The organism is Flavobacterium sp. B330r (genome assembly GCF_056824325.1).
Genome location: NZ_CP124860.1, coordinates 5566435 through 5586161 on the forward strand (window position 1 = coordinate 5566435; position 19727 = coordinate 5586161).

Annotated in this window: 9 protein-coding genes; 1 reads left to right on the top strand and 8 read right to left on the bottom strand. The window is 35.4% G+C overall.

Annotation, left to right across the window (positions count from 1 at the left end):
• Window positions 1–137: 137 nt before the first annotated feature.
• The 8 genes from QLQ95_RS24310 to QLQ95_RS24345 all read right to left on the bottom strand — a co-directional run bounded on the left by QLQ95_RS24310 (window position 138) and on the right by QLQ95_RS24345 (window position 16185).
• Window positions 138–1433, bottom strand: a complete 1296-nt coding sequence (locus tag QLQ95_RS24310) for a family 8 glycosyl hydrolase (RefSeq protein WP_482502035.1) — start codon at window positions 1431–1433, stop codon at window positions 138–140.
• Between the two features lie 87 nt (window positions 1434–1520).
• The gene (locus QLQ95_RS24315) at window positions 1521–2483 is read right to left on the bottom strand and encodes a glycoside hydrolase family 43 protein (protein WP_320494817.1); all 963 of its coding nucleotides are present in this window, start codon (window positions 2481–2483) and stop codon (window positions 1521–1523) included.
• Window positions 2484–2612: 129 nt separating this feature from the next.
• Complete coding sequence (locus QLQ95_RS24320; RefSeq protein ID WP_482502036.1) at window positions 2613–4106, bottom strand: RagB/SusD family nutrient uptake outer membrane protein; 1494 nt, start codon at window positions 4104–4106, stop codon at window positions 2613–2615.
• A gap of 13 nt (window positions 4107–4119) precedes the next feature.
• Complete coding sequence (locus QLQ95_RS24325) at window positions 4120–7128, bottom strand: SusC/RagA family TonB-linked outer membrane protein (RefSeq protein WP_095931820.1); 3009 nt, start codon at window positions 7126–7128, stop codon at window positions 4120–4122.
• A gap of 782 nt (window positions 7129–7910) precedes the next feature.
• Window positions 7911–9854 (bottom strand): glycoside hydrolase family 97 protein, encoded by a 1944-nt coding sequence (locus tag QLQ95_RS24330; RefSeq protein ID WP_482502037.1) that lies wholly within the window; start codon window positions 9852–9854, stop codon window positions 7911–7913.
• Between the two features lie 70 nt (window positions 9855–9924).
• The gene (locus QLQ95_RS24335; protein WP_482502038.1) at window positions 9925–11505 is read right to left on the bottom strand and encodes a glycoside hydrolase family 43 protein; all 1581 of its coding nucleotides are present in this window, start codon (window positions 11503–11505) and stop codon (window positions 9925–9927) included.
• Between the two features lie 49 nt (window positions 11506–11554).
• Window positions 11555–14272 (bottom strand): alpha/beta hydrolase-fold protein, encoded by a 2718-nt coding sequence (locus QLQ95_RS24340; RefSeq protein ID WP_482502039.1) that lies wholly within the window; start codon window positions 14270–14272, stop codon window positions 11555–11557.
• Window positions 14273–14454: 182 nt separating this feature from the next.
• Window positions 14455–16185 (bottom strand): glycoside hydrolase family 43 protein, encoded by a 1731-nt coding sequence (locus QLQ95_RS24345; protein WP_482502040.1) that lies wholly within the window; start codon window positions 16183–16185, stop codon window positions 14455–14457.
• 765 nt (window positions 16186–16950) lie between these two features.
• Here QLQ95_RS24345 and QLQ95_RS24350 point away from each other — a divergent pair.
• Window positions 16951–19578 carry a glycoside hydrolase family 3 C-terminal domain-containing protein gene (locus QLQ95_RS24350; protein ID WP_482502041.1) on the top strand — a complete coding sequence of 876 codons (2628 nt, stop codon included), beginning with the start codon at window positions 16951–16953 and terminating at the stop codon, window positions 19576–19578.
• Window positions 19579–19727: the final 149 nt, after the last annotated feature.

Here is a 19727-nt window from a genome sequence, read left to right on the forward strand (position 1 = left end):
TGAGTGATCACCGTTTTGAAGCTGCCTCAGTTTTTTACCATAAAAACGTTATGGCAGATTAGCATAGGAATTAAAAAATGATAATTTGCCGTACCGCTAAATCTGCCATAATCCTATTTTTTAGATTTAAAAATTGATTAACCTTTTGGAGCTATAATTTGGTAATTCCCACTCAGATGCATTAAACTGAAAAGATACATTAATCCATCATAATAGGGATCAAAATAACCGTCTTCGTAAGGCTCTAGCTTGGCATTCCAAACCGCACGAACAAAATCGATACTTGCTTTGTCTTTATTTACTAATGATGCTGTAGCTGCTGTTCCTACTAACCCGATTGAATGCCTCAGTTTTTTCACCGGACCCGCCTGAAGAATAAATTCAGGAGTAGAACCATCTAGATTGAACTGATCTTCATAAGTATCTAATCCTTTAGATCTTAAGAAATTTTGAAAACGCTTCGCATAGTCTTCCTGCCATTCTTTATCTTTTCCGTACCAAGTATAATCCATGGCAATGTTCATAGCAACGCGCCAAGAATCATAACGAAATCCCGGAGGCATCCAAGGTGTCGGATGTGGTTCTCCATTAAATTCTGTATAATCTGAATTTAGCCCCGTAACAGGATGGCAGGCTTTATGCAAAAAGTTACGCGAAACATCCGCACATTCTTTATAAAACTGCTCATGTCCGTCTTTGGCATACAAGGCCCATATTTCATAAAAGGCAGGAACATGATAAGAAGGATCTGTCCAATTGTAGCCTCCTCCTTCTGGTACAAAAGAAATTTGCTTATGTTCTGTATTAATAATATTATGCACATTACCCGTTCCGTCTTTTTTCCACATAGCATCTAATATTCTTCTGGCTTCTTTGTAGTAGTCTATTCCGGTATCATTGCCCCATTTATTAGAAGCGAAAAGAAGACTCGTTATATAATACAATTCTCCGTCTGAAGCAGAACCTGGAGAATTTTGTTTTTTAGTCTCTGGATTTACGCTCCAAGCAAAGTAACCTTCTCTTGGTCCATCTTGATGCTGCATGTATTTTACCGACCATCTCCATAGACGATCGAAAACATCTTTTTTATTGAGCTGAACCGCAACCATCATTCCGTATGACATTCCTTCTGTACGAGCATCTTTATTTTTGATATCAGAAACGTATCCTAAAGCATCCCCTTCTTCAAAATAAACTTTATCTGGCCCTTCAAAAACATCATAATAGGCTTTGGCCAGTTTCTTGTCTATTTCAATCTGGCTATAACCTGCTTCTTTAAAAAGATTACGGTATTGCGGTCTTTTTAATGCTGATTTATCCGCTTTCTTTTTATTTTGACTAATAACTAAAAACGGAACCATCACTGCAAAAATCAATAGTAGAAGTCGGGTTCTAATCAGGTATTTATTTGTAAAATCTTTAGCTATAACCATGTTTCTATTTTTATTATTTTACTAGTTAATTGAAAAAAAATTGCGCTTTGAAATCTTTCGTTTCATTAGAAAAATTAAATCTGCTTTTTACTTGATTTTGCTTACTCCTTCTGCAGTTTGTATTATTTTCTGAATAGTGCCATCTTTATTATAATGCATGTAATCTACACAGATGGAACGTCTGTAGCTGCCGCCTGTTGGCAGACTTCCGTTATGATAAAAGAAGTATGATTTTCCTTTATAATCTATAATGCCAGGATGTGTGGTAAAACTATTCTGAACATTTTCCTGAATAATTCCTTGATAATTCCATGGACCCGTAATATTTTTAGCGGTGCAGTATTCTATCATTTCAGGTTTTGTACCTTCACTGGCATATACTAAATAATAAAGTCCTTTTCTTTTATAAACCCAAGGACCTTCAATGTAATTTTTAGGTTTAAAAGTGGTAATAGATCCATCTAGCTCTATCATATTCTTTTTAAGTTTAACCCATTTACAGCTTCCATTGCCCCAGAACATATAGGCTTGCCCGTCGTCATCCACAAACACAGTCGGGTCAATATCATCCCAACCGTACGTCATATCGGTTGTCATTTCGTTTATTATAAGGGCTTTTCCAATTGCATCTTTAAAAGGGCCTGTAGGACTATCTGAAACCGCAACACCAATTGCTGCACCGCCTTGGCTTACCTCATCTTTTTTATGAAATGTCGAAACAAACCAATAAAACTTTCCGTCTCTCTCGATGCATTGAGCTGCATAAGCATCGCCCGTTGCCCATGAAAATGTGCTAGGCGAAAGTAGCGCTCCGTGATCTTTCCAGTCTTTCATGTTTGTTGTCGAAAATACATGCCAGTCAGCCATTTTATAATTAGTATCCTCTTGAGTTGCTACATCGTGTCCTGTATATAAATACAAGATTCCCTTATGTACAAGAGGAGCAGGATCTGCTGTAAAGATGTCCTTAATAATAGGGTTTTGTGCTTCTATGTTTACTGTAAAAAAACAAGAAATGATCACCAATAAAATTTTACTTATATTTTTCATTTTTTGATTCAATTAATTCAAAATGCCATTTGATTTTTCTTCGATAGTATTTCTCTAAACAATAAACAGCGCAATAAATGCGCTGTTTATAAAAACTAACTTAACTTAAACTAACCAAAATTTAAAGCCTTAATAACCAGGATTATTATCACTAGGCTTTATTTTAGGATTAGACGAGGTTTCTCTGTTTGGTATTGGCCATAACTCGCTTTTACCAGCAGTAAAACCTGTTCCTTGTAATACAGTGTTTGCTATACCCCATCTTATAATATCATCAAAACGAGATTGTTCTCCGGCAAATTCTACTTGACGTTCGTGAACAATTGCTGCAAAAACAGCCTCTTTTGTTGGAGCAATATTAGTGGTCAGGTTGGCTCTGTCGCGCACCTGTTTGATATATTCTATTGCCGCTGTCTGCGAACCGCCATCTCTTTGGTTTTCACATTCTGCTTTCATAAGCAGCACATCGGCATAACGCATTACTTTAAAGTTGATGCTTGATCTTGTTGCTTCATCTTCTCTATTGTAATAGTTTTGATATTTTTTCCAGCCTGCTCTTCTAATACCTGCAGAGGTTGTAAAATTACCTGCTACCATTACTTTGGTTCCTTTTAAATAAGACGATCCTGGCACATAAAAAGTATCTCCAAAACGGTTATCACCTGCTTCATACGAATCTAAAAGATCGTCTGATGGATAAACATTATACCAGCTAAGATTTCCATATTCCTGACCTCTTAGTGTTGACTCCTCAAAGCCTGTTCCTCCACTATCACCAACAGCACCCCATTGATCGCCAGTTCCATTTTTTTCATCAAACTCAATTTCAAAAATCGATTCTTTACCATGTTCCGTTTCTTCCATAAAGTTGTTGTAAAAATTCCCTTTATCTTCCAGACTGAAACCTGTCACATTATTAAACGCTGCTAAAGCTTCAGTATATTTCTTTTGATATAGCAATACTTTACCCAATTGTGCATAAGCGGCTTCTTTATTGGCTCTTCCTGCTGATTCTGATGCTCTTGGCAAAAGATTTTGAGATGCAAATACAAGATCCTCTTCAATCAAAGCATAAGCCTCTGCTTTAGGGCTTCTTGCATTTCCAACAATAGTATTTGTTTTATAAATTGGCAAATCGCCAAAACGTTTTACTAATAGAAAGTAATAGTAAGCTCTTAAGAAATGAGCTTCTCCTAAATATTTGTTCTTTTTTTCCTGAGATAAAATAGAAGCTGGAAGATCATTAATTTTCTGCTCGTTATCTAGCACAAAATTCGCTCTGGATATTCCCGTATAACAAGATTCCCAGTAATATTGAATAATATCATTTCCTCCGTTAAAAGAAAAATCCTGAAAAGGTTTTTTGTTCCCCTCTAACTGCGGGTTCCCTAAAGCGTCATGCCCCATAAGATCCATCGCAAAGAAAAGATTTCTTCCATAAAGCCCTCTGGTCTGAAGATTTGCATAAGAAGCATTTACAGCAGACTGCACCTGTGCCTCAGTTTTAAAGAAAGTTTCAGGCGATAAAGCATTGGGATTGCTTAATTCTAATTCGCCCGTGTCACATGAAGTTATGGTTAAAACTCCAGACAATACTATAAGTATATATTTAATTTTTTTCATCGTCTTTTAAATATTAAAATGTAACATCAATTCCAAAAATCACCGATTTTGGCTGTGGATACCTTCCTAAATCAATACCTGCTGAGTTCGCATTAGCATCTGCACGTGCAATTTCTGGATCTAGACCTGAGTAATTTGTAATGGTAATAAGGTTCTGTCCGCTTACATAGAATCTTGCTTTTGAGAAATAGCTTTTAAAAGCATCACCAGATAGTGTATATCCTAAAGCGATGTTTTTTAATCTCGTAAAAGAACCATCTTCTATATAACGCTGGTTTGCAGAAGACCAGTTAATATCTGCACCTTGAGCTCTTGGCAATGTTGCAGAAGGATTGGTAACAACACCATTGACAACATTTGCTCTATCTAAAACATCTGTGCTGGCATTAAACAAACGGTTCATTCCTTTTAAATCAAAAGTATTTGCATTGTAGATATCATTACCTGCCACACCCGTTATAAAGCAATTGAAATCAAAGTTTTTGTACGCTGCGCTAAGGTTCAAACCATAGGTAAAATCAGGATACGGATTTCCGATGTTTGTTTTATCATCTGAATTGATCACTTTATTTCCATCACGATCAACAATTTTAATATCACCCGGTTTTATAGATGTCTGTCCTGGGCCAAAAACAGCGTCTACTTCTGCTTGATTTTGATAAATTCCATTGGTCTGATATCCATAAAAGTAAAATAGCGGCTGACCTACTTCTAATCTTGAAAAATTCTCTAAACCTGCTCTTGGTGAAGGTCCGCCTAAAACGCTCGATACCCCTGGAGCTAAACTCACTACCTCATTTTTACTAGTACCTAAATTTGCCACAGCAGACCATGTAAAGTCTCCTTTTCTGTCGTTGTAACCAATCGAAACTTCAAAACCGCTTACTTTTACGTCAGCAATATTTTGAATCTGCGTTCCACCGCCTGCAGATCCAACAGAAGCTGCAAGGGGAACTGCAAAAAGAATATCGCTACTCTTATTGTTGAAATATTCAAATGAACCCGTTAGCTTTTCATCAAAAAATCCAAAATCAAGACCAATATTTCTATCTAATTTTGATTCCCATTTTAAGTCTGGATTAGCTGCCACTCCCAAAGAAACTCCAGGTGCATTCGCTCCTCCAATTGGATAATTGTAATTTGCTATTAAAGTAGCGCTGTATTGGTAATTTTCTATTCTGTCATTTCCTGTTGTTCCTGTACTAGCTCTAAGTTTTAATGTGCTGAAAATAGAATTTTGCATGAAATTTTCTTTCGCTATATTCCAACCCGCAGCAACAGAATAAAAATTACCCCAACGATTATTTGATCCAAAACGAGAAGATGCATCTCTACGTCCTGAAACTGCCAGCATGTATTTGTCATCGTAGTCATAGTTAATACGAACAATATACCCTAAGTTTTTTTCTTCATAATTTGCAGATCCTAAACTTCCTTCATTATATCTCAACTGATCAATTTCATTTGAAATATAGTAACGGCTGCCAGCTGCAACACTTTGCGATTTCCCATCAATTTTAGTAATAACTCCTAAAACTTCCAGATTATGTTTGTTTGCGATCGTAGTTTTATAAGTCAAACTATTATCAAAAACGATCGTCTGCCCTTGAGAATTTGTTTCGTTTGTTGAAGAAAACGCCTGCTTGTGGTAAGAACCATCCTGAAAACTCGGAATGAAAGTGTGATCTTTACCTGTATAATAATCTAAAGAAACTTGTGATCTGAATTTCAAACCCTTGTAAATTTCTAATTCAGCATAAATGTTTCCAATTATAGATAAGTTGTTTATTTTCTGATATCCTAAATTAGCTACACGAACAGGATTTTCTGCGTCATTGCCATCAATAGCGCTCGGTCCTTGGTAACCGCCTAAATTATCTTGATTATATATTGGTAAATAAGGTGCCATTTTTATAGCATGTTCTAATAATGTTCTTCCTCCTGCAGTACGTTCTGGATTAATAGTACTAAAAGAAACCCCAATATTGCTTCCTATTTTTAATTTACCAATATCTTGCGTATTATTAGCTCTAAAAGAATAACGTTCGAAACCTGTATTAACAATGGCTCCCTCCTGTTTCATATATTCAGCAGAATAGCGGCTTGTAGAATTCTCTGTACCATTTGAAAAACTCAAATTGTAATCCTGCATAAGTCCTGTTTGAAAAATCTGGTCTTGCCAGTTGGTATTTATGTTTCCAAACTCAGCTGCTCTAGCCGTTAAATCACTTCCTAAATCTTTAGCGTATTGAAGGTATTGCTGTGTATTTAAAACATTATATCTTTTTGTCACTTCCTGCCCTCCAACGTAAGTGCCAAAGCTTAACTGACCTGGTCCTTTTTTACCTTTTTTGGTAGTCACCATAATAACACCATTAAAAGCTTTAGAACCGTATAAAGCTGTAGTCGAAGCGTCTTTTAAAACAGAGATGCTCTCAATGTCATTAGGGCTTAAGCCAGAAAGATTTCCAGTTAAAACTCCGTCAATTACATAAAGCGGAGCACTGTTTCCCATGGTAGCCAGACCACGAATACTAACTGTAGGATTAGAGCCTGGTGCACCATTTACAACGGTAACCCCTGCCGCACGTCCTTGTAGTGCAGATTCAGCATTTGTAATAGGTACAGCGGCAATATCTTTTGAGCTTACCGTAGAAACTGCACCAGTAACCTTAGTTCTCTTTTGAGTACCATAGGCTACTACAACTTCATTTAAATTTTGTGTAGATTGAACAAGAGTTACATTGATTGAGCTTCTTTCGCCCACAGTAATAGTCTGTGATACTAAGCCCACATAAGAAAAAGTTACTTTATCGGTTGGATTAACTCCTTTTAAAGAGTATTTACCGTCAAAATCGGTTGATGCGCTATTCTGCGTTCCTTCTACATTAATACCGGCACCAGGTAACGGAAATCCTGATGGGTCGGTAATCACGCCATGAATGGTCTTTGATTGTGCCATTATACTATGACTGCCCACGATCAGCAGTCCGATTAGTGCAATTTTAAGTTTTAAGTTCATTTTAATAGTTTTTTGTTTGGTTTAAATAGTTAATGGTTTGTTTAAGTTACTTGTAATAAAAGTTCATTGATGGTATTTTTATTTGGTTATTTATTTTGAAATCTTTTCATTTTTGAAAAAATTGATTTCCGAAAATTGTAATATTTTGGTAACAAATATAAAAAAACAATCAATAAAACAATCGGTTGCATTGTATTTTATTTAAAATAAACACAAAAAAAAACTAAAATAAAAACATTAAAAATATTTTTAAGCTTAAAAAAATAAGAATAATTTATTTTGAAAATAAATTTCAAATAAATTATAATAATTCAGTAGCTAACTGACCAATTTTCTACAAAAAATATAATATAAGAAAAATCTAATATTTTAATATAAATAGGATTATAAAATAAGTAATATAGTACTAAAATGAGTTAAAAAGCATTCTTTTACAATTTATCTTATAAAGAAAAAGCAACAAAAACGGCAAGGAAAACAAAAACAACAATCGGTTGTTAAAAATAACAAAACCTACTTAAGGCTATTTGTAGCGCTACAAAAAACAAAAAAGCCCGATGCGATTAATGCCATAATCTGCATCGAGCTGTAATTTTTTGATAAGCCTTTTACGTTTATCGCAAATAACTCTAGAAATCCTTTTTGGTATAAGTTCTATCCGTCTAAAGTCTTGTTTGGTTTCTTCATTAAAAATACCCCAAATAGTATCTAACTTTTTAGGGCACTGACTTTTGATCAAACAAATCAGATTAACTGATTTTAATAGTACTATTCAAGTTGTTTTAATTGATTATTACAATCCCTCCATTGCGAGGTATTTTTATTTCTACTTCTTTGTTTTTATTTATTTTAAGTGCATTTACTTTTCCATTGAGCTGATCATCATCTGTATAAGAATTTACCGCTGTCCCAGAAGAAAACATGTCTAATTTTAGTTTTGTTCTAAGGGTTTTATTTTCAGCATTAATTCCAGCGATATACCACTTTGCTCCTTTCCTTCTGGCCAGCAATACATATCTGCCTGGATATCCATCCAAAAAACGAACCTCATCCCAGACTGTAGACACTTCTTTCATAAATTTTATAGCCCAATCTGGAGCGTCATGCAAATTATTTGGCGCTAAGGCAAAATGCTGCACGCCGCTTTGAAAAAGCACTGAAGTAGCCAAAGCAAACACATCAGAAGTCATTCTTTTTGAACCTTTATTGGCAATGTTATCACTGTTGTAGAATTTATTTAAAGCGCTTCCTCCAAAATCCATGCTTCCAACCGTATTTCTAATAAAAGTATGCGTTGCTGCATTTACAGCTTCATTATCACAGCTTTGCTGCCCAAAATGCAGATTCTCACTTGCCAAAACCGCTTCGCTAGACGCAAAATTAGGATACATTCGTTCCCAACCTCTTGGTAAGGTACAGCCATGAAAAATGACCATAATTCCAAAATCATTCGCATCTGTTAAAATATCTTCATATAATTTCATCGTTACCTGCTTATCACCTCCAAAAAAGTCAACTTTAATGCCTTTAATCCCAATGCTATTCATCCATGCCATTTCTCTACGTCGGATAGCGGCATTATCCATTAATCCCCTCGGTCCCTGCGGAGCATCATTCCAATACCCATTTGAATTGTACCACAAATAGAGCCCTACACCTTTCTGCGTGCCGTATGCCGCTAATTCTGCTATTTTATCACGACCTATCTGCGTATCCCAAAGCGCATCAACCAAAACAGTTTCATATCCCATCGAGGCACTAAAATCGATATACTGCTTTTGTACAGGAAAAGTGGTATTATCATCCATTTTTATAATCCAGCTCCAAGTGCCTTTTGTATATCGATATTCTTTAGATGCTTCATATTTTGGTTTAACCAAATCAAACGGAACTGTAGTCTCGACAATAGGCGCAAGTGTTTCTCCTATTGTGATAGTGCGCCACGGTGTTTCTCCCGTAAGTGATATTCCTGGTGCTGTTGTTCCGTTTCCGTTATTCTCTCCCGGCATCGGAAATCCAATTGTATATAACCCATTTTCATGTCCAATTAATCTGCTTGCACAATAACCGCTATCTACACCTGTTTCAGAAATTAAGACCCATCCGCTGTTATTTACCTTAAATAGACATGGAAATGTATATCCATTTCCTAATCCATTTTTTCCGACTGCATCATCTAGTGTATAGGAAGTCTCGTAACTAGGAGCGGTCCGAGCAAATCCTGTCATTGGATTACTTTGCGGACAAAGAAATGTAGTAGTTCCTTTTGGCAATAAAAACCCTGAGACCTCTTCTTGAACTACACCCGAAAGTGTTTCTTTCTGTGGATATAATTTATATTTAAATGCCACATTGTTGTTGCTGACTCTAAAAACCACATTAAGGACTGTTGAACCCTCTTTTGTGAATGAAAAAACGGCTTCGTTTGCTATATAATGAACGCTGCTTTGTTTTATGTTCTGCAATTGATAAGTCTCGTCTATTTTATTTTGTTTCACATCCGCCTTTAAAGACAAGCCTGAGCTAAAATCTCCTGCATTTGTTTTTAATCCTAAAGGAGATTTTTCTATAAAACTCTTTTCATTGTATGTAACGGTGTAGAATGGAATTCCATTACTTATAGAAACCGAAACTATGAGTTTTCCGTCTGGACTTTTTATCGTCGGCTGAGCATTTAGTTTCAAAAATCCAACTAAACAGAAGATTATTAAACTTTTAAGATTCATAATTATAGATTTATCTTTTGATAAAGGAATTTTTAAAGTGTTTTTTTTTATATAAGTATACAGATACAGTTTACTTTGTTTCTGAAATTTTATCATTCAATCGGAAATAATCAAAATCTGCGTAACCTCCAATTGTTTTAGAAGCGTAATTAAACAGCCCAAATCGATAGCCCATAAAATGAGGAATTGTGTACGGCATCTTTATTGGTTTCCCGATACTAATCCATTTTTTACCATCTAAACTGTAATAAAACTTCCCTTGGTCTACTTGATCTTTAAAATTGCATTCGGCTTTAAAATAGATCTTGTCCTGATTTAATAAAACGCTTTCTATTTCTTTTGGATTTCCATTTTCAGCATTTATCATGATGATTTTTTTCTTGCCCTTCTCGACTTTTACTCCAACGAGACCAAAATCTTTTTGCAGCAACGAAAGTCCTGCAAAATCTCCTTCTTTCATATTTGAAAGTTCCAACATAGTAGATCCCGAACATACAGGCCCAAAAGTTCTTTGTGTCAGAATGTTTTTTACCTGCGTAAAACTGCTGTTTATTCTGGATGTTTTTAATCTTAAGTAACCTTTTCTTTCTTTTACAGACCAAAACTTATTATCTGGATTATGATTCCATTGCCAAACCAGCGGCAAATCATGCTCTCCATTTTTACGGGTAAATTCATCTGAGTTTACAATTCTGGTAATCAGGCTTTTATCAACAGGAAGATCTAGATTTTCTGGCACTTTACCATTTTCTCCCAATATCGGCCAACCGTTTTCCCATTTTACAGGAACCAAATACGGAATACGGCCAACACCTCCTGCATCTCTAAATAAATAAGAAAACCATCTGCCGTCTGGAGTATCAATAAGTCCGCCTTGCGCTACACCTAAATCCTGCAGTCCAATCTTTCCTTCCCAATGTGCTGCAATCGAATCTGCTCTATGTATGATTACGGTGCGCATGCCGTTTTTGGGCCAGCAGATATTAAATAAATAATATTTTCCTTTAATTTTAAAAAGCTGTGATCCTTCAGCTGGCAGCATTATATCGCTTTTCGCAGGTTCATTGGCATTTTCTATTAAAACTTTTTTAGTCTCTTCCTTTACTTCTGATAAATCTTCTTTTAGTTCAACTATTTGAATCTTTCCGCCTCCCCAGACAAGGTAAACTTTACCATTATCATCAAAGAAAAGCGAATGATCATGGTACGAATTGTTTAACACAATTCTTCTCCAAGGTCCTTTTTCAATATCTTTTGTAGAAAAAATATACGTTTTGCCTGTTGTTCCCGAAAAAGTACTCACATAATATACATCGTTATGATAGCGCAGACTGCTTGCCCAAGAACCTCTACCGTAGTCATTTTTTCCATGATCTAAATTCAATCGATCATCATTATCTTCTAAAGTTTGGTAAGCGTAATTTACAAGATGCCAATTCACTAAATCTTTAGATTTCATAATAGGAACACCAGGATTCATATGCATCGTTGTACTACTCATATAATATGTGTCGTTTACTCTGATTATGGATAAATCTGGCACATCTGCAAAAATAATGGGATTTTGAGCTTTGTCCTTTTGAGCCTGACTTGCAAAAATATTCATTGTAATGGCTAAAATAGCATATATAAAATCTTGTATTTTTATCATAATTTCTTTTTTCGGTATTTCTAAAAAAATATCTGAAAGGAATATTAAACTAATTGAATAACAACTGCGAATACAGCAATAAATCATGTCTCCACACTGGCCATGTGTGTCCACCAGAATATTCGCTATAGCTATATTTAAGACCGAGCTGATCAAACTTTTTCATCATTACCTGACAATTCTCGTAGGCGATGTCTTCCTTTCCTCCCATCGAAATCCACAATTTTATTAGATTACTATTAATAGACTGTGCATTACTTTTTATAAACTCATATTGAGGATCGGCTAATTTTGGGTTATTTGCCCACCAGCCTGAACTGAATACGCCGAGACTTGAGAACAGTTCCGAATTTTTAATTCCTGCATAAAGTGTCTGCAGTCCTCCCATTGACAAACCTGCTAAAGCTCTATTTTTACTATCGGTTGCAACTTTAAAATTACTTTCTACAAAAGGTATAGCTCCGTTTTTTAATTCGTTTTCAAATGCTTTTAATGTTTCTTCGCTAAAACCAGCAATACCGCCTGCATTTCCCATATTTCCATCAAGCATTACAATCAGCATTTTCTTTGCTTTATTTTCTGCAATCAGATTATCTAAAATTAAATTAGCCTTTCCTTGAGCGCTCCATCCTCTCTGGTCTTCGCCTCCTCCATGCAGAAGATATAAAACAGGAAATTTTTCAGATGCGGTTTCATATCCTGGCGGTGTATAGACATACATTTCGCGCCATGAATTAGTTGCTCTCGAAAAGTATTTCATTGTTCTTACCTCACCATGCGGAACGTTTTTCAAGTCATAAAAATCTCCATCTCTTTTAGGAATTTCTATTCCGCTTGCCATGCGGCCCATTCCATAAAAGGTTTCACTTGACGGATCTGCAACTGCCACACCGTCAATTAAAAGGGAGTAATAGTTAAATCCTCCATTTATCACATCGGTTGTAACACTCCAAACGCCCTGTCCGTCTTTCTGCATATCGTACTTTCGTCCCAGATCTATCTGCACTTTCAAAGCTTCAGGCGCGCTGACTTTAAAGATTACCCTGTTATCAGGCAATATCTGAGGATACTTAGCATTACGAATATTCGTTTGGGCTGTCGTTCCTAAAACGGTATATTTTGCAAAACTTGATTCATCAACGGGTTTAAACAATAACTGCGAAAACATGTATAAACTGTTTTTCCATACTTTAAAATCGTGAACTCCAGGCTCCAGATAATAAATGTGCGGCACATTATTTTTAAATAAATAATCGTGGGGGCGTCTACTGTTTTCAATCAGCCAATCATTATCTCCGCAAGAAATCCAAAGTAGTTTCAGTTTCTTTTTAGTTTCTTCAGGATTGGGAACTAACTCTTCTGTTTTCTTAGTATTAGGAGCCGACGAAAATCCGCCGATCCATGCAAACTTGTCCAAATTCCCTAAACCGAAATTCAGAGACTGTCCCCCTCCCATAGATAATCCTGCAATGGCACGATGTTCTTTGTCCTTGAAGACATAGTATTTTTTTTCAACAAAAGGAATTAAATCATTTAATAGATCTTTTTCAAAATCTGCAAATGCCTGTACTTTATCTGGTGCCATTATATTTCCAGAAGCGCTGTCCTCTTTCATGGCTCTTCCGTTTGGCATTACAACAATCATTGGCTGGAGTTTTCCTTCTGCATAAAGATTGTCCAATATAATCTGCGGACTTCCTCCCTTCAACCATTCTTTTTCGTCTCCTCCAATTCCGTGTAAAAGGTATAAAACTGGATATTTTTTATTTTTAGCAAATCCCGGTGGCGTGTAAATAGTTGCTTTCCTAACTGTTTCAACCGTCTTCGAATTATAACTTACCGTTTCTACTTTTCCAGCTGGAACTGCTGGATTCAACTGATCAAAACCTATAGGCGCCTGAACTATAAAAGGCTCTTTCGAATTATCTGATTTATACCCTAATAACGAAAGCATTTTTTCTGCATAGCGATTTCCTAATTCTCTATAGCCTGCTGCATTAAAATGGAGCAAATCTGAAGCCACTGCACAACCTTTTGATGAAATTACATAAGACGTTGGAATGGTCTGAGGCAGTGTTGCAATAATTTTATTCATGCTCGCACATTTGCCGTTTTGATCTTCATGAACGGTCTCTCCAGAAAGTAAAGGCACTTTCTTAGGGTCTAAATTCAAATCTTTCATCAAATTATCGTATACAATTTTGACCTTTTTTGGCCAAAGTGTATCCCCAGTATTTGATTCTCCCTGGTGTAATAATATTCCTTTTATAACGCCTTTTTTCTGCGCAATTTTTGCCATTTCAACAAGTCTCGCATAAGGACTTCCATTATATTCTTTGATCATTCCGAGCATCCAGTCTGGCGCTGTTTTCATGTAGTTTTCGAAATTATCTTTATCAAAAAGCTCAATTTTACAACCTCCAACTGCAACATTTACCACTCCTACTTTTATATTTTTAGGAAGATTGGCAACCATTGTTCTTCCAAAAAAATCTGTTAGTGTTAATCCGGTTTTACATCGGCATAACGGCGGTATCGCTGTGTACCATTGGCCCATCTCGCGATTTAATTCTGGGCAGTTTACCGCTTCTAAAACCTGAAAACGAGGATCTACATTTATCTTGTGTTCAGCTTCTATTGGCGCAGCGCCCTCCATATTTGACTGTCCAAAACTCAAATAGATATGAAAATTTGGGTCTTGAGAATATCCATTATATCCTGTAAAAAAAAGAACTGTAACTGCGAAAAACTTAAGTATTGATTTCATGATATCTTGTTAAATCTGCTTTTATTAAATAAGTTTAAATCTACTGCTTCCCCGATTCTTTGGTATCCAAGAATCAGTTTCTGATGCCCTTTCTTTGTCAAAATCAATTACTGCATCAAAGATGTTTTTTCGGATCCATGCATTTGAGCTCAATCCAGTGATCCTGCTGCTGTTTTTGTGTTTTATTTCGGAATTGCATTATTGGATGCAGTAGCATATAAACCTACCAAAGCTCCTGTAAATCCTCCCGCTACATTTGTCGAAAGGATATCTCCTGAGACTGTGCTTCCCAGATTTTGAAAATCGGCACCATTTAAAGCGTAGCTAAACTGATAATTATCTCCTATTGCTTTTACTTTCAAGTTCATTACACCCTTAATCTCAATTTTTGTACTAGCTATAATTTCTGATTGGCCATTTTCTGTTCTTTCCAGTAGAACATAAGTATCTTTTTCTTTTTTAGTTACTCCAAAAACATAATTAAAGTGTTCATTTTGAAGACATACTATTCCTGCCAAATCTTTTTCAGAGTTAGGTTTATACTCTAATGTGGTTTCAAAAGAAAAATTATTGTGCTGCTGTCTGTAGAATAATGTCGAAGTTGGCTTTAATTCTTTGATATTGACAGAAAAGGGACTAATCTGCAATCCTGTTTTAACAATAGAAATAAAATGCTCTCTTGGGCCTCTCAATCCTATCCATCTGTAATCTAGCTTTTCTGAGGTAAAACTCTCTGTAAATGTAAAATTGCCATTAGGAAAAAAACCATCTTTACCAGTTTTATTTAATACACCATTTGGCATCTTCAATTTTGGTCCCATTGGAACTAGGCCATTTTCAAAAACAGGAAAAGTCCCCGACCAGTCTACGGGCAACATAAACGTTTCTCGTCCAGCATTTACTCTGTCTTTTTCATTGGGGCGAATTCCTAAAAATACGCCATAATATTTATTATCAGGACCAAGTACTAAATCAGCATGCCCTGCCCAATCTACTTTATCGGGCCTATTTTGAGGGAAATATCTTTGAGTAAGAATCGGATTATTGGATGCTGGCTTAAAAGGGCCTTTTGGACTATCACTAATAAAAATAACCTCACTATGATTTCCTCCTGTACCTCCTTCGGCACACATTAAATAATAATGATTGTCTTTTTTATATAAATGAGGAGCTTCTATCCATATGGGTTTCTTAGAAAGATCAACTCCACCATCCACTATAATTTTATCTGTACCAGAAATAACCTGATCTTTCTCTAGATCGTATTCCCAAACTTTAATCACACGATGCCCCTCGTATAATTCTTTTCCTTTATCTGGCGCATCATTGTGCACCACATAACCTTTGCCATCATCATCAAAGAAAATAGACGGATCAATTCCGTTAAAAGCCAATTTAATTGGACTTCCCCAACCTTTTTTCGGATCTTTAGTTTTTACAATAATATTGCCCATATTTCCTGTAAATGCTGTTACAATCATATAGAAAGTATCATTGTGAGGGTTGTAAGTAATTCCAGGCGCATAAACCCCAGCACTGATGCCTGTATCGTGGGGGTTAAACTCTGAAACATTATTCAATACCCCACCTAAATCAGTCCAGTTTACTAAATCTTTAGAATGAAAAATTGGCACTCCTGGAAACATGGCAAATGAAGAACATACCATATAATAATCGTCTCCTTTTCTTGTAATGGCTGGATCGGGATAACATCCCTGCAGAACTGGAGAATAAAACTCATCTTCTTTTAATGGATTGTTTTTATATATCTGGTCATCTCCCTGATATACCACATTCGAAAATACTGGAGCCTGTTTGTTTGTTTTTTTCTTTGAATTTTTCTCCTGAGCTGTTAATGAGAAAACACATAAAAATCCTATTATGAATAAAAAAGGTAATTTTCTTGTAATCATTGTTCATTGTTTTTGGTTTCTTTTAAGCTGATACACTTTTAAGCAAAAATTGGTTAACATTTTATAAGTGTATTTTTAACAAATATAAAAAAATATTATTCAAACGCAATCGGTTGTGTGATATTTAATTGCATAGTATAGAAAAATAAAGCCAAAAAAAAGAAATTATCGTATCATTAAGCCTTAAAAATTGAATTTTAATTAAATACATCTACACCATTGTAGACATATTTGCCAAAAAGAATATGTTTATCTTATATTCCTAAAGAAAACATAAAAAAACACCTACTTGATTTCTTATTTAAAAATTACTAAAAGCTATTTATGTATTTAAAGATTACAATTTGAAGAATAAATTTAGTTTTATAAAAAAAAGAAAACTGCTGTTACATACAATGCATGGCAGTTTTTTGGAAGATCAATTTTCGAAGATTCGCGAATAAGCCCGTGAAATCGTAAATGTAGCTACTCTGCAATATCGTAAATCGTTACACGTCTATTTTCTTCCATTTACTATAGAATATATATAATTTTAAGAGGAAATAAACCTCTACGAAATATTATTTTCCATTTTACAATATAAATCAATAAATACTCAACAAAAACACAATATTTGTCATAAAAAAATATTGATAAATCATAAAAATATCTTTTTAGACAAAATAAAAATTCCATATTACATATATTTTTCTTTTCTTTATGCAATCGGTTGTGTTTGTTTTAATTTAAAAATTATTTTAGCGCTTCAAACAAAAAATCATTATTATGAAAAGAAAAAAAATAAAATATCAGATTCTTATACTATTCTCATTTTTGTGTTCTGCCCAAAATAACATAGTAAAATTTCCTTTTCAAAATACCAGTCTCACTTTTGAAGAACGGGTTGAAAACTTAGTCAGCCAACTAACATTAGAAGAAAAAGTAGCACAAATGCTAAATGCTGCGCCCGCAATACCAAGACTAGGAATTCCAGCTTATGATTGGTGGAATGAAACGCTACATGGTGTTGCAAGAACTCCCTTTAAAACGACAGTTTTTCCGCAGGCTATTGCAATGGCCGCAACTTTTGATAAAAATTCACTTTTTAAAATGGCGGATTACTCTGCCTTGGAAGGAAGGGCTATTTATAATAAGGCGGTTGAGCTTAAACGAACTAATGAACGCTATTTAGGACTGACCTACTGGACTCCTAATATCAATATTTTTCGAGACCCAAGATGGGGGCGCGGACAAGAAACATACGGAGAAGATCCCTATTTAACAGCTGCATTAGGTGATGCTTTTGTAAAAGGTCTTCAGGGTGATGACCCCAAATACTTGAAAGCCGCAGCTTGCGCAAAACACTATGCTGTGCATAGCGGACCAGAATCTCTGCGACATACTTTTGATGTTGATGTCACTCCTTATGAACTTTGGGATACCTACCTGCCGGCCTTCAAAAAATTAGTAACCGGATCCAAAGTAGCTGGGGTAATGTGTGCCTATAATGCGTTTAGGACACAGCCTTGCTGTGCCAGCGATATTTTAATGAATGACATTTTAAGAAATGAATGGAAATTTACTGGTTATGTCACATCTGACTGCTGGGCAATTGACGATTTTTTTAAAAACCATAAAACGCATCCTGATGCGGCATCCGCTTCAGCCGATGCAGTGCTTCATGGTACAGATATTGACTGTGGAACAGATGCTTATAAATCACTTGTTCAAGCGGTTAAAAATGGGCAAATCACTGAAAAACAGATTGATGTTTCTGTAAAACGCCTTTTTATGATTCGTTTCAGATTGGGCATGTTTGATCCTGTGGCAATGGTAAAATATGCACAGACTCCAAATTCTGTTCTAGAATCAAAAGAGCATAAAGACCATGCTTTAAAAATGGCTAGACAATCTATAGTACTGCTCAAAAATGAAAAAAATACGCTTCCATTGAACAAAAAGCTGAAAAAGATTGTTGTTTTGGGGCCAAATGCAGATAATTCAATTTCTATACTTGGAAATTACAATGGAACTCCAACCCAACTAACAACGGTTTTACAAGGCATTAAAGAAAAAGTAGGTCCTGAAACTGAAGTAGTTTATGAAAAGGCCATCAACTTTACAAATGATACATTACTGGTTTATAAAGATCTAAAGAGCCGTTATTCTTATGAAGGAAAACAAGGCTTTAAAGCTGAATATTTTAATAACAATACATTGTCTGGTGAACCTGAAACTACAAGAACTGAATCTGAAATAAATAATTTCTGGCAAGAAGGAGAAATGGTTACCAAAAACATCAAAGCAAATCATTTTTCAGCACGTTACACTACCAATTTTAAAGCAGATGAAGATGGTTCTATAACTTTTGAAGTCGCTGCAGATGACGGTTATAGGTTTATTATTGACGGAAAAGAAGTTATCGACACCTGGAAAAAAAACAGATGGGGAGCAAAAACCTACAAACTGCAAACCAAAAAAGATTCTGTTTACAAATTAGTGCTAGAATACTGGCAAGGTGAAGGAAAAGCCGAAGTATCTCTGCAAACAGGAAATTTTATAAAAACTGATTTTGCTAATCTAATTGAGCGCCATAAAAATGCAGAGGCCTTCATTTTCGCTGGAGGTATTTCTCCTCAGCTTGAAGGAGAAGAAATGCCAGTAGATATGCCAGGGTTTAAAGGAGGAGACCGCACTTCTATCCTACTTCCAGAAGTACAGACTAGGCTTCTAAAAGCGCTTCAATCGTCTGGAAAATCAGTAGTTTTTCTCATGATGACTGGCAGTGCAATAGCTGTGCCTTGGGAAGCAGAAAACATTCCGGCTATACTTAATATATGGTACGGGGGACAATCTGCTGGAACTGCCTCTGCTGATGTCGTTTTTGGAGATTACAATCCTGCAGGAAGACTTCCGGTGACCTTTTACAAAAGCGATTCTGATTTACCCCCTTTTGTTGATTATAAAATGGATAATAAAACATATCGTTACTTTAAAGGCACTCCTTTATACGGATTTGGTTATGGTTTAAGCTATACTGAGTTTAAATACAGCGGAGTAAAAGCTCCTGCAAAAATAAAGAAAGGGCAGTCAGCCACTATTTCTGTTAAAGTAACCAATACTGGAAAAATGGAAGGAGAAGAAGTTGCACAGCTGTATCTAATAAATCAAGATACATCAATAAAATCTCCTTTAAAGAGCCTCAAAGGATTTGAAAGATTTAATTTAAAGCCTGGCCAGAGTACAGTTATCAATTTTAATCTTTCTCCAGAAGACCTTTCTTATGTAACAGAAAGTGGAACTTTAAAATCATATGAAGGTAAAATTAGAATTTCAGTTGGAGGTTTTCAGCCAGATGAAAAAAATCAGTCAAAAAACAATATCATAACTCAAACTTTAGAAATAGAAAAATAATTAATCATTTCCTCTTTATACTGTTTTTCAATTTTTTTTAAACCGAACTAAATTTCTGTGGTAAAATCGTGGCACATTGCCTATTGAAAATAAAGAATTTAGCAAAATCGGGATATAATAAGCCACTTTACGAATAGATTAAACAAACA

Coding starts and splice junctions, on each gene's coding strand:
- QLQ95_RS24325 (WP_095931820.1), bottom strand. CDS start 7,128: ATGAACTTAAAACTTAAAATTGCACTAATCGGACTGCTGATCGTGGGC.
- QLQ95_RS24340 (WP_482502039.1), bottom strand. CDS start 14,272: ATGAAATCAATACTTAAGTTTTTCGCAGTTACAGTTCTTTTTTTTACA.
- QLQ95_RS24330 (WP_482502037.1), bottom strand. CDS start 9,854: ATGAATCTTAAAAGTTTAATAATCTTCTGTTTAGTTGGATTTTTGAAA.
- QLQ95_RS24310 (WP_482502035.1), bottom strand. CDS start 1,433: ATGGTTATAGCTAAAGATTTTACAAATAAATACCTGATTAGAACCCGA.
- QLQ95_RS24320 (WP_482502036.1), bottom strand. CDS start 4,106: ATGAAAAAAATTAAATATATACTTATAGTATTGTCTGGAGTTTTAACC.
- QLQ95_RS24335 (WP_482502038.1), bottom strand. CDS start 11,505: ATGATAAAAATACAAGATTTTATATATGCTATTTTAGCCATTACAATG.
- QLQ95_RS24315 (WP_320494817.1), bottom strand. CDS start 2,483: ATGAAAAATATAAGTAAAATTTTATTGGTGATCATTTCTTGTTTTTTT.
- QLQ95_RS24345 (WP_482502040.1), bottom strand. CDS start 16,185: ATGATTACAAGAAAATTACCTTTTTTATTCATAATAGGATTTTTATGT.
- QLQ95_RS24350 (WP_482502041.1), top strand. CDS start 16,951: ATGAAAAGAAAAAAAATAAAATATCAGATTCTTATACTATTCTCATTT.